Source organism: Sporofaciens musculi (assembly GCF_009830285.1).
Classification (GTDB): Bacteria; Bacillota; Clostridia; order Lachnospirales; family Lachnospiraceae; genus Sporofaciens; species Sporofaciens musculi.
The window spans coordinates 1,370,450-1,383,075 of sequence record NZ_WUQX01000001.1; the positions used below are offsets into that span (position 1 = coordinate 1,370,450).

The window sequence follows — 12,626 nt, forward strand, 5'->3', positions numbered from 1 at the left end:
AAAGAGGACACTGTGCAGTGTCCTCCGACTAAATTTGCCCCAAAAGCATTCCACCCCAGAAAGCTTTGTGTTAGAGAATCATGCGTATCTCGTTATGCTCACTAAGAAGCTTGGCAGGAATATAATTGCTGTCCATTTTTTTGCCATTTAACGTGAACGTTTTCCATCCGGATTCCCGTTGGTTTGGATTGTCAATCAGAATATGCAGATGCTTTCCGCGGAAATCTTTTTCTATTTCCAAATGTGTCCAGTCCTTTGGAATGGATGGGGCAATGGTGATTCCGTCTAAATCAGGACGAAGACCTAAGATTCCTTCTACGCATCCGACCATCATTGTGGAGGCAGTACCAGTCAGCCAATGGACATGAGAGCGTCCCGCATATTTACTGGAGGTTCCTTCCGTAAACTGGCCATAGCAGTAGGGCTCTAAGCAGCGTAGTTCTGCTCTGTCATTCCAGGCAGCAGGCGCGTTTTCCATGAAGTAAGTGAATGCCCGCCCCCCGTGTCCGCGCAGGGCTTCCGCAAGAATCAGCCATCCTTGAGATTGGGAGAAAATTCCTGCATTTTCTTTCGCACCCTGGTTATAGATGACAGCAAGAGCGCCGTCGAAAGCATGGGCATGATAAGGCGGATTCATTAAGAGAACTCCGTATTCTGTATTCAGCTTTTCAAATACGTTTGTAAGCGAGATATCAGCCTGTTTGGCGGATGCAAGCCCGCTGATTACTGACCAGCTTTGAGGGTTCAGCCACAGGTTGGCTTCAGGGTCGCCTGCCGCGCCGATTCGCTCTCCGGCTTCTGTGTATCCGCGGATAAAGCGGTCATGGTCCCAACACATTTTCTGGATTATCTCACCGGTTTTTTCTTGTTTTTCTTTCAAGCATTCCATGTAATCTTTGTCTTTTTTGTACTCGGCAAATTCCCTCAGGATTGTCATTGCATAATAGAACTGCAGGGCAACAAAGGAGGATTCACCGTTTACACCCAAGCGCAGACAGTCGTTCCAGTCTGCATAAAGTCCGGCAGGCATGTTATGAGGGCCAAGATGATTCAGTGAGAATTTAATCGCACGCTTCAGGTGCTCATAGACGCTGGCTTCGTCTTTGTCCGCAAAAGGAATGACTTCGTCAAGGAATCCTTTGTCTCCGGTTTCGGCAATATATTTGTATATAGTCGGAAAGAGCCACAGTGCATCGTCAGCGCGATAAGCAGGATGACCGGTTTCCTGTCGGTAGGATGCGTCGTCCGGAGTATCTTCCTGACCTGGGTTATGGGTAAACTTTACAAGTGGAAGACCGCCTCCGTTACTTACCTGCGCGGAAAGCATAAAGCGGATTTTTTCTGCCGCCATTTCTGGTGCTAGGTGGATGATTCCCTGGATATCCTGCACCGTATCACGATAGCCGTAACCATTGCGCAGACCGCAGTAAATGAAGGAGGCGGCGCGGGACCAGATGAATGTCATAAAGCAGTTGTATGCATTCCAGATGTTCAGCATAGTGTTGAATTCCGGACTGGGCGTTTTTACCTTCAGATGGTCAAGCTTCTTATTCCAGTAGTCTTTAAGTTCTTTAAGTTCCTCGTCGATTTTTGTAGCCGGATTTTCATAAGTATCAAGGAGGGAGGATGCCTGACTGCTTCCTCCGGCTCCGAGCAGAAAAAGAATGGTTTTTGTTTCCTCTGGCGCTAATGTAAGCTGGCAGGAAAGGGCGCCACAGGAATTTTCGTTGTAGCTTGTAACATTCCCAAGATGCCCTGACAGAACTCCCTGGGGATTTCCATAACCGTGATATCTTCCGAGAAAGTGTTCTTTTTTACCACAGTAAGAGGAAATATCAACTCCTGCAAGGCCAAAGAAGCGTTCTGTAACATTCTTTTCATCTACCGTTTCATTCTCTGACAGGGCATCCAGATTCCCATGAATCTGTTGTATAAGACGATTCTTTTCAAATAATGTTTTTGTAATAAACAGGGAATATTGTAAGTTTATCTGATCCTGTTCGTAATTACTGTGGTTGGTAAATTCAGCATAGCCTGTCAGGGTAAGATTTCTGGTGTGCGAAGATTGATTCTTTACGGAAAGAGCCCATACCTCGTAGGTTTTCCCAAGAGGTACATAATAGGTTGCCTCGGAGAAAATTCCATCGTAGTCTGCTGTCATTTTAGTATAGCCCATACCATGCCGGCATATGCTTTTATAGCTATCCAGGCTTTTCCCCACGGGCTGCCAGGAGGCAGACCAATAGTTTTTGGAATCATTATCACGAATATAAAGGTAACGTCCGGGCTGGTCGAAGCTGTTGAAAATATAGCGGAGTATCCGCCCGTTTGCGCCGGACTTTGCGAAGCTGTATCCTCCCGCATTATTGGAGATGATTGCACCATAATCAGGAGAACCAAGATAGTTTACCCAAGGTGCGGGAGTATCCGGCCTGTCAATCACGTATTCTCGGTTTGTATCATCAAAATATCCATATCTCATATCAAATATGTCCTTTCTGTAATTTATAGTAAGTTTATGATGATTCTGTGGGCGGTATCTGACAGGGCAGTGAGCATGTTTCTTGGAAGAATGACAAAAGAATCTTCATTTACTTCAAGCTCAGTTCCGTCACAGGAGGCAGAATCAATGATATAGTCGCCGAAATCTTTGTTGTTGCTGTTTTGATAGAGAACGGTTAAGTTTTTGCCTGCAAAAGGAATGGTAATGGAAGCGGCGCCGTCTGCGTCAAACTGGCAGGAGAGAAGTTTGGGATAGAGAAGCAGATCTCCTGCCTCGCCTCGTACACCGAAAACTTCTGTTATCATTGTCAGCATGTACCAGCTTGCTGCTCCGGTTAGGTATTGATACATTCCGCGCCCGTCAGAACGGAAGTATTCCGGAATTCCCGGATAAATATGGCTGGTATCGAAATCCAGAGCCGTATCGGCGAGGGTTTTTAATGCTTTCCATCCTTCATGAACAAATCCTCTGCGGTACAGGGCGTTGGCATACATTACTGTCATATGTGAGAACACAGCGCCGTTTTCTTTTTCGCCATAGGCAAATCCGAACATACGGCCCATGTCAAACTTTAGCTCATGAAAGTCTGTATTCAGACGGTAGCCGCCGATTTCCTTCCGGTAGAGATAGCGGTCGGCGCTCAACGTTATTTTGCGGATATGTTCTTCTTCTGCAACTCCACTCATAACAGCGAATACCTGGCCGGTGAGCATCATCCGTATTTGGTCTTTGTAAAGACCTTCGACAGCATTCCCATGGTTGTCATAATAGCTGTTGAACCATCCCCTTTCGCTGTCTATGTCAATCCATTCCTGTGCCCTTAAATGCTCCATGAGCCAGTTTGCCTTTTGAATTAGGTCTACGGCAAGAACAGAGAGGGAGAGGCTGATTCGTCTGCCGCTAATGTTATGTCTGCATCTGGCGGAATAGTCAGAGAGGATTTTATGCTTTTGGTTGATGTTGTCAAATATTTCCGTATTATTTTGCAGCAAAAGTGTTATTTCCTCCAAAAGGTCGGCAGTATGTGTAGTAGAATGGCCGTCCAGAAGGCGGATTAATGAGGCAAGCTCTAGCAAATTTCCCGCATATGCACAGGTAAAAGCAACGCTTTCCCCATGCTCAGAAGCCATATCCAGGGCGTCGTTCCAGTCTGCGTCCCTAAGCCGGTAGATATTATGGTTTCCAACCTCATAGAAAGCGGTAAGCTGCTGGATAAGAAGATGCTCTAATATACTTCCGGTATAGACAGTATCTTCAACGGTACGCTGCCTGTTGCCCTGCTCCGGTTTCCATAAGTGGTCGGCTTCGGTTCCACGCATGATCTGTGAGTCTTTAAAATAAGGAATCTGCCGGTTTAATATCTCGAAGTCTCCGGTCTGGTCGATATAGAGTTTTGTTGTCATTAACGGCCAGAGTGCATGGTCCATCCAGACTCTTGTGATTCCATTCCGGTCTGCAAGAAAATTGCCGTTTCCATCGCCGATGATGGTCGCATTTGTCCCGTCAATGCGGACTCCGCCGAAATTCATGGCAATCATATGACCAACATTTTCAGGTTCCATCAAAAGCAGGGACAGACAGTCCTGCCACAAATCTCTCCAACCACGTCCACCGCGTCCATAATCATGATGGGGAAGAAAAGAGCAGCCAAACAGCCGGCGAAGAAAAGGCTGAAAGCAGACCCATTTCATCCAACAGTCAAACTTGTGTTCTCCAGTATGGAAATGGACAGCGATTTGGTTCTGCCAATAAGTTTTGGTGTCTTGGAGAGCCTGTCGTACTTTTTCGGCAGAGTTATATTTTTCAAAGAGTTTAAAAATTGCCTCCTTGTTGTCTTCCGTTCCCAAGAGCACGATATAGTCCGCGCTTTCGCCGCGGGCAAGCAAAACCGGTTCAAATCGGAAAGCCCCCATCGCTTCTTTTCCGGCAGTATGGGAAAAGGCAGACGTTCCCGCATACTGCTTATATACAGCGCCAGGATGGGTAAAGGTTCCTCCTTCTCCAAGAAAGCTTTCTACGGTAGGGTAAAAGTCAGTCGGTTTACTTCCTTTTCCCGTACAGCCCATGACATAGTAGATTTGTTTGTTGGGGCGGTGGCCTTTTTCATCAAAAGACATGGTCGGACAGACAAAAACTCCGTTTTCTGTTGTGTCAATACAATGCAGCATAGACGTTACGCTCCTGTGGTCCCGAATGTTGTCCGCGCTGCGCCCGTAGATGGGAACAGCGGCATAGGCGGTTATCTCTTGGGGGGTTTCAGAAAGGTTCTGTACGGTTATATGCATGATTTCTACATTGTCATCTCTTGGAATAAAGGAGGTAACTGTAGAGGATAATTGATAGGCTACGGAAGTCCTCTTTAAGGTCTGCCACATGAATCCGGCAGTCAGCTCGTGTTCGTCCTGCATGGAGGTGAATTTGACACTTTCCTGTTCGGCGGACGCACCGACGGCGGAGTAAGCGCCGATACCGTCTTTAGTGAACCAGAAATTGCGGGTAGAACGGTTGTTGTGCAGATTTTCCGAGCTTACCGGTTCTAATAAGAAGATTTCCTGATTAATCTTGGCATCGCCGCCTAGATTTGGTGTAACGGCGCTTTTCAATCCGGTTTCTGAAGCAAGAGGAAAATATAAGTAACTTGTATTTTCCGGCTGTTTTAATAAGAAACTTCCGTGCCCGTCAATAAATTTTAAATGATTCAATTTTATGCTCCTTTCTTAATTGATATATGTAATAAACATCATAGAAGAAATCATATATGAAAAAATAAAATACGTGTGAAAAATAACAGATTCATGACCTAAAATAGTATTAAAACTGTTGATATGGCAGGAGGGAGCAGGGACTTAAAATGTGTCATGAATTTGATATTTTTGTAAAATCCTTAGTATATCAAAAAATAATCTTTAGCTATAATTCGTTTAACAAGTGGGATGTTAAACTTGGGAAAATAATAAAGTAGGAGGATTTTTCAAAATGAAAAAGAGAGTTGTTAGCATCTTGTTGATCACAGCAATGGCAGCTAGTATGGCGGTTGGTTGTGGAAAGCCAGACGGTTCCGGAAGTGATGGCGGGGAAGGAAAGGTAATCAACATCTATAGCTGGAACAATGAATTCCGTGAGAGAGTGGAGGCAGTTTATCCGGAAGTAAAGGAAACGTCTTCAGACGGCACAGTAACTATTTTGAATGACGGTACAGAAATTCACTGGATCATTAATCCGAATCAGGACGGTGTTTACCAGCAGAAACTGGACGAGGCGCTGATGAAACAGGCAGATGCGGCGGCAGACGATAAGGTAGATATCTTCCTGTCAGAAACGGACTATGTAAATAAATATACGGATAAGGATGCAGAAGCCGCTATGCCTCTTAAAGACCTTGGAATCAATCCGGATAAGGACCTGGCAGACCAGTATGATTTTACAAAAGTTACGGCCTCAGATACAGAGGGTGTACAAAGGGGTTCTACATGGCAATGCTGTCCGGGACTTCTGGTGTACCGCCGCGATATTGCCAAAGACGTGTTCGGAACCGACGATCCGGAAGAAATCGGTAAGAAAGTAGCAGACTGGGATACGCTCAAGAAGACTGCGGAGGAGTTAAAGGCAAAAGGATACTATACATTCTCATCTTATGCAGATACATTCCGCCTCTATGGAAATAGTATTGATGAGTCTTGGGTAAGCCCCGGTGAGACGACCATTAAGGTGGATAAAAAGATTATGGACTGGGTAGACGATTCAAAAGAGTGGCTTGACGCAGGATATCTTGACAAGAATGTAAAAGGACAGTGGAATGATGACTGGAACAAGGCAATGGGTTCGGCGTCTAAAGTATTTGCTTTTCTCTTTCCAGCATGGGGAATTGATTTTACATTGAAACCGAACTGGGACGGTGAAGACGGCATGTGGGGAGTTACCAATCCTCCGCAGGAGTATAACTGGGGCGGCTCCTATGTCCATGCTTGTACCGGTACGGATAATCCGGAGCATGTTAAGGATATTATACTTGCGGTAACAGTGGATAATGATAACCTGATGAAGATTTCCAAGGAGTATTCAGATTTTACGAATACCGTAAGCGGTATGAAGAAAGCGGCAAAAGATAAAGCTTTTGCTTCAGAGTTTTTAGGAGGGCAGAATGCGTTTACATATTTTGCGCCGGTTGCTGAGAAGATTGAGATTGCGCCTCTTTCCGCTTATGACCAGGGATGTGTGGAACTGATTCAGAACTCTTTTAGCGATTACTTACAGGGTAAGGTTGATTATGATAAGGCTAAGAGTAACTTTGAAACAGCAATTGTAGAGCGTTATCCGGATATCACCGAGATTCAGTGGCCCGAATAGAGAAAAATCTTACTTCGGGGCGTTGGTTTTACGCGGGCAGTTAGCTAGATGGACGTGCATGTGCCTGCATGTGCATTGGGCTGTTGCCAAGGAGATTTTGCTTCCCCTTGCGTGGTATCTGAGAAAGAAAGGAATGACAGGTTATGAAACAAAAAAATAAAAAGGTTGACTATTCAAAATGGGGATATTTTTTTATCCTTCCGTTTTTTATAAGTTTTTTTATCTTTTCTTTTATTCCTCTGGTAGATACTATCCGGTATAGTTTTTTTGAATATTACCGTTCAGGGATTAAAGAAATCGGGCCTAACTTTGTGGGAATGGCGAATTATATAAGCCTTCTGGGGTCGGATATGCTGAAATACGCAGCCAATACCATGATTTTATGGGTGATAGGATTTATACCTCAGATCGTCATTGCGCTAGTGCTTGCCGAATGGTTTGTAGATGCGCGCTTAAAGATACATGGGACACAGTTTTTTAAGGTAGTGATCTATCTGCCGAACCTGATCATGGCGTCTGCGTTTGCAATGCTGTTTTTCACCATGTTCTCCACCAATGGACCAGTGAACGGGATTCTCATGTCCATTGGGCTGATTAGTCAGCCGATTGATTTCCTGGGCTCTGTTATGGGAACCAGGTCTTTGGTCGGGTTCATGAATTTTCTGATGTGGTTTGGGAATTCGACAATTATGCTCATGGCGGCGATTATGGGTATCAGTCCGGACGTATTTGAAGCGTCTGAACTGGATGGCTGCAACAGCTTCCAGAGATTTTTCTATATTACGCTTCCGCAGATAAGGCCGATTCTTGCTTATACATTGATTACGGCAATTATAGGAGGTCTGCAGATGTTTGATGTTCCGCAGATTCTGACAAATGGCCAGGGGAGTCCGGATCGTACGTCTATGACGCTTATTATGTTCCTGAATAGCCACCTAAAGAGCAGGAACTATGGTATGGCCGGCGCGTTGTCTGTATATCTGTTTATTGTCAGCGGTATTTTATGCTTCTTTGTGTACCGCATGACGAATAGTGATGATCCGGACGGTTCAAAGGCGGCAGCGAAGAAAGCAAAGAAGCTAGCGAAAAAACAAGGAAGGAGATAGGGGGATGAAATCGAAACAGCCAAATCATTTAAGGAGTATTATTGCACATATTGTATTGATTATCTTATCATTCATGTGCCTGTTTTTCTTCTATATTTTGATTGTCAATGCGACCCGTTCACATGCAGACCTGCAGAAAGGCTTTTCTGCGCTGCCGGGAGCTTATCTGCTTAAAAATCTGACGAATGTTGCGAATGACGGAACGTTTCCAATGTTCAGGGGGATTATCAACAGTTTGATTGTTTCAGGCTGTTCAGCGGCAATCTGTACATACTTTTCTGCATTAACGGCATATGGTCTGTATGCGTATAATTTTAAATTAAAGAAGATTGCGTTTACATTTATCATGGCAATCCTTGTTATGCCGACACAGGTAACGGCGATGGGCTTCCTGCGGTTGATTACGAATATGGGAATGTATGATTCCCTGCTTCCGTTGATTATTCCATCTATTGCGTCTCCAGCAGTATTTTACTTTATGTATAGTTATCTGCAGTCGTCGCTCCCGCTGTCGCTTGTGGAGGCGGCAAGAATTGACGGATCAGGGGAATTCATGACGTTTAACCGGATTGTGCTTCCGATTATGAAGCCGGCGATTGCGGTACAGGCAATCTTCTCATTTGTGGGTTCGTGGAATAATTACTTTGTTCCGGCGTTGGTGATTCAGTCTAAGGATAAGATGACCGTACCGATTTTAATTGCTACACTTCGGGGAGCAGATTATATGAATTTTGATATGGGTAAGATCTATACTATGATTCTTGTAGCAATCGTGCCGATTATTATCGTATACCTGCTGTTGTCTAAATTTATTATTGCAGGTGTGACGCTTGGTGGAGTCAAGGAATAGTAATGTCATGTTTAGCGAAAAAAGGCTGCCGAGACAGCCTTTTTGGCATGATTGATAAATATTTTACAGCTTTGACCCAAACCCCACAAGGGACTCGTCCCTTGACCCATTAGCGGGCTCTGCCCGCACCTGTCCTCGCCGGATGGCAGGAAAAGGGCGCAGGAAGTTATAGTAAGCGTCCCAGAGCGCTTGGCACCGTCGATGCTGTCAAAGCCGTTTGTATGACGGTGAGGGGGATGTATCTGCATATGAAGTTGATCAGCCAGCAGTTTTGCTGGTAAAGGTATTGAATAAGTTGTAACAGGTAGTATATAATGTCCATGAGTATTGGCTCCTTTTGAAGAGTAATGGTTTGTGGTGAATTCATTATACATCAGAAAGGGAGGTCAATGCTCTTTTTATTTGCAATCTCCCATAAATCAAGGTTTTAGTAACAAAAAATCAGGTAGGATTTGACACTACCAAATAAGTATAGGAGGGAAAGATTATGACAAATCAGATACACAGCGGTACATTGGAGATAAAGCTTTCTGCACGGGAGGAAAAGCACCGCCGGTTTGCAAGGAAAGCTGCGGCAGAGGGAATGGTTCTCTTAAAGAATGAAGGAGTGCTCCCCTTGAATGTGGATTCTTCCATTGCACTTTTCGGAGGTGGGGCGGTTCAGACGATAAAAGGAGGAACTGGTTCGGGAGACGTAAATAACAGGGAGAATATTTCGGTTTATCAGGGGATGAAAGAAGCGGGAGCGGTGATTACAAGCGAGAGCTGGCTTATGGAGTATGAGATTTGTTATGAGAGTGCAAGAATAGCGTGGAAGAAAAGGATTCTTAAGGCAGCGGAAAATGTAGAGAATCCTTTTGATGCATATGCTGCAAATCCTTTTTCAATGCCGGAAGGGAGAAGAATCCTGAAAGAAGATATCAAGGACGCACAAGTAGCGGTTTATGTAATCAGCCGTATCTGCGGGGAAGGAAAAGACAGGAGAAAAGAGGAGGGAGATTATTATTTAAGCAGGAGTGAGCAGGAAGATATTTTATTTTTGAATCAGTCAGGTATCCCGATTGTGCTGCTTTTAAACGTAGGGGCTCCAATAGAACTGACGGATATTTTAGAAGAAGCGGAAAATATCAGGGCGGTTTTAAATATTTCTCTGCCCGGACAGGAGGGGGGACGGGCAACCGCAGACGTGTTGTTAGGTCGTGCAGTACCGGCAGGAAGATTGACTGCTACTTGGGCAAGGCGTTATGAAGATTATCCTTCGGCAGAAGATTTCGGCTATTTGAATGGGAATTTAGATACGGAGGAATATAGGGAAGGAATTTATGTCGGATATCGGTATTTTGACAGCTTTGGAAAAAGGCCCCTTTTTTCCTTTGGATATGGACTTTCTTATACGTCCTTTTCTATGGGATATGAGGGTATTAAAAGAACAGAGCGCGGCGTTGAGCTGGTAGTTTCTGTGAAAAATACGGGGACTGTCTATTCAGGAAGGGAGGTAGTACAGGTATATGCGTCACTGCCCCAGACAGAAAGCACAAAGGAGCTGAAACGATTGGTTGGATTCGCAAAAACAAAGGACTTAAAACCACAGGAATCCCAAAGGCTTGTCATATCGATAGAACAGTCATATCTTGCCAGTTATTCGGAAGAACAGCATGCATGGAGAATTGACGCGGGAACGTATGGCATCTGGATAGGAGAGCATTCAGATGTTCTGCAGCCCGTGGTTAAGATTATAGTGCAGAAGCAGACTCTCATTAAGCGGACAAGAGCTGTCTTTCCTTCAAATACAGTTTCTGATGAATTTTTTGTGGATGAGACGGCTAGAAGGAAAGCTGAAGAATGGATTAGAATAGCAGAACAGAAGAAGATACCAAGTCTGGTGTTTGTACCTTGGGAAGAAAACAGTAGGAGTAGCCAGCCGCATCTGGCAGATATACAGCCGGTCACAGAGCTGATACCACTCTTATACGGAAATATTACACAAGGAGCCAGCACGCTTGGCTCAGCAGGAATGAGGGTACCGGGCTCAGCCGGAGAGACGACGGAGGCGCTGGAAGAAAAGTACGGGATACGTTCTTTGATTATGGCGGACGGACCGGCAGGCTTACGCCTGCGGCAAAGTTATGAAGTAGACCGTGAAACAGATACAGTATATGGCGCCGGCGTCCTTGGCTCATTGGAAAATGGCTTTCTGGAGGAAATAAAGCATCATAAAAATGCAGATATATATTACCAGTATTGTACTGCGTTTCCGGTTGGAACAGCTCTGGCACAGTCATGGGATACAGAGCTTTTGCGGGAAGTTGGGGAGGCGATTGCCGTTGAGATGGAGGAATTTCACGTTGATCTGTGGCTGGCGCCGGGTATGAACATTCATAGGAGTCCATTGTGTGGGCGTAATTTTGAATATTATTCGGAGGACCCGCTACTGTCAGGTATTATGGCGGCATGTGTAACTGAGGGGGTACAAAGCCATAAAGGATGCGGTGTGACGATTAAGCATTTTGCCTGCAATAATCAGGAAGATAATCGAATGGGGGTAAATGTACGGGTATCTGAGAGGGCTCTCAGGGAAATTTATTTACGCGGATTTGAGATTGCAGTAAAGAAAAGCAGACCTGTGGCTATGATGTCTGCCTATAATTTAGTCAACGGTATCCACGCGGCAAACAGTTGGGAGCTCTGTACGGCAGTTGCGCGTGAGGAATGGGGGTTTGAAGGTGTAATCATGTCAGATTGGAATACAACGGTTCCAGAAGATGGAAGCGTACCCTGGCAATGCATTGCTGCCGGCAATGATATCATTATGCCAGGCAATAAGAAGGATGATGAAAATATCTGTAAGGCTTATGAAGATGGGAAGCTTTCTGAAGAAATGATTCGGCGCAGTGCGGGCCGGATATTTCAAATGCTTAAGAAGCTAGGATAATAATAAATCTCTGGCATTTTTTGTTCGATTCTGGTTTTGGTGTAGCTATTTTCAGAATATTTTGCTATAATAATAATAGAATATATGGCAGGAAGGAGATTTTATTATGTCAAAACGGGTCATCTCTATAAACCGATTGTTCGGAAGTAATGGAAGGAATATTGGAAAGGCTTTGTCTGAGGAGTTGGGAATCCACTGCTATGACAAGGATTTGATACAGATTGCAAGCAAAGAGCAGGGGCTTCCCTATGAGGAGCTTCTTAAGGTGGATGAGAAGCGTGCCAGTCAATGGCGTTATCCGTTGGAGGAGCCTGCACAGATGGAGTCTCAGTACCGTTTTTATCCGATGAATGATGTGCTCTTTCAGGCGCAGCAGGATATTATCCGGTTTATTGCCAAGCGGGAGGAATGTATTTTTATTGGGCGCTGTGCAGGACAGATTCTGGGAGAAGACTGTCTGAAAGTTTTTATCCATGCGCCCTTTGAATACAGGGTGCAGGTGGCTGCCAAGCGTATGGAGATTCCGGAGAGGGATGCGCGTACATATGTAAAGAAGGCAGATAAGGAGAGGCGCAGCTTCTATGAGTATTTTACAGATGAAAAGTGGATGGATATGAGTACCTATGATATATGCATTGACAGCAGCCGGTTTATAAAAGAACAGATTGTTAAGATGCTGAAAGTGGCGTATGAGAGTATGGGGGCGTAGAGCTGGTGTAGAAGCGGATGTCTGTGAGGGTATGGGAGATAAAGAGGTGAAATAAGCGTAACAGTTCAGCCTTCCGGATTCCTGACTGCTCCAATTTATTGGCTACTAACCGCTCGGCCTGCCACTGTGAGCAACGCAGTTGCAGGCTGAACTGTTACAAATAAGCTTACAAAATTTAC

At 44.8% G+C, this 12,626-nt stretch carries 7 protein-coding genes; 5 read left to right on the plus strand and 2 right to left on the minus strand.

The window, feature by feature from the left end; genetic code table 11:
• Window positions 1–70 precede the first annotated feature (70 nt).
• Together GN277_RS06780 and GN277_RS06785 are read right to left on the minus strand one after the other, a co-directional pair.
• Window positions 71–2,482, minus strand: a complete 2,412-nt coding sequence (locus tag GN277_RS06780; protein WP_159750403.1) for a GH36-type glycosyl hydrolase domain-containing protein — start codon at window positions 2,480–2,482, stop codon at window positions 71–73.
• 23 nt (window positions 2,483–2,505) lie between these two features.
• On the minus strand, window positions 2,506–5,205 hold the full coding sequence (locus GN277_RS06785) for a GH36-type glycosyl hydrolase domain-containing protein (protein ID WP_159750404.1): 2,700 nt from the start codon (window positions 5,203–5,205) through the stop codon (window positions 2,506–2,508).
• Between the two features lie 274 nt (window positions 5,206–5,479).
• Here GN277_RS06785 and GN277_RS06790 point away from each other — a divergent pair, with 274 nt between their 5' ends.
• From GN277_RS06790 to GN277_RS06815, 5 genes are all read left to right on the plus strand, one after another.
• The gene (locus tag GN277_RS06790) at window positions 5,480–6,850 is read left to right on the plus strand and encodes a carbohydrate ABC transporter substrate-binding protein (protein WP_159750405.1); all 1,371 of its coding nucleotides are present in this window, start codon (window positions 5,480–5,482) and stop codon (window positions 6,848–6,850) included.
• 143 nt (window positions 6,851–6,993) lie between these two features.
• Complete coding sequence (locus GN277_RS06795) at window positions 6,994–7,956, plus strand: carbohydrate ABC transporter permease (protein ID WP_159750406.1); 963 nt, start codon at window positions 6,994–6,996, stop codon at window positions 7,954–7,956.
• Between the two features lie 4 nt (window positions 7,957–7,960).
• The gene (locus tag GN277_RS06800; protein WP_159750407.1) at window positions 7,961–8,806 is read left to right on the plus strand and encodes a carbohydrate ABC transporter permease; all 846 of its coding nucleotides are present in this window, start codon (window positions 7,961–7,963) and stop codon (window positions 8,804–8,806) included.
• A gap of 487 nt (window positions 8,807–9,293) precedes the next feature.
• The gene (locus GN277_RS06810; RefSeq protein WP_159750409.1) at window positions 9,294–11,738 is read left to right on the plus strand and encodes a glycoside hydrolase family 3 protein; all 2,445 of its coding nucleotides are present in this window, start codon (window positions 9,294–9,296) and stop codon (window positions 11,736–11,738) included.
• Between the two features lie 106 nt (window positions 11,739–11,844).
• Complete coding sequence (locus tag GN277_RS06815; protein ID WP_159750410.1) at window positions 11,845–12,447, plus strand: cytidylate kinase-like family protein; 603 nt, start codon at window positions 11,845–11,847, stop codon at window positions 12,445–12,447.
• The last annotated feature ends 179 nt before the right edge of the window (window positions 12,448–12,626 follow it).

Coding starts and splice junctions, on each gene's coding strand:
- GN277_RS06795 (WP_159750406.1), top strand. CDS start 6,994: ATGAAACAAAAAAATAAAAAGGTTGACTATTCAAAATGGGGATATTTT.
- GN277_RS06815 (WP_159750410.1), top strand. CDS start 11,845: ATGTCAAAACGGGTCATCTCTATAAACCGATTGTTCGGAAGTAATGGA.
- GN277_RS06790 (WP_159750405.1), top strand. CDS start 5,480: ATGAAAAAGAGAGTTGTTAGCATCTTGTTGATCACAGCAATGGCAGCT.
- GN277_RS06800 (WP_159750407.1), top strand. CDS start 7,961: ATGAAATCGAAACAGCCAAATCATTTAAGGAGTATTATTGCACATATT.
- GN277_RS06780 (WP_159750403.1), bottom strand. CDS start 2,482: ATGAGATATGGATATTTTGATGATACAAACCGAGAATACGTGATTGAC.
- GN277_RS06810 (WP_159750409.1), top strand. CDS start 9,294: ATGACAAATCAGATACACAGCGGTACATTGGAGATAAAGCTTTCTGCA.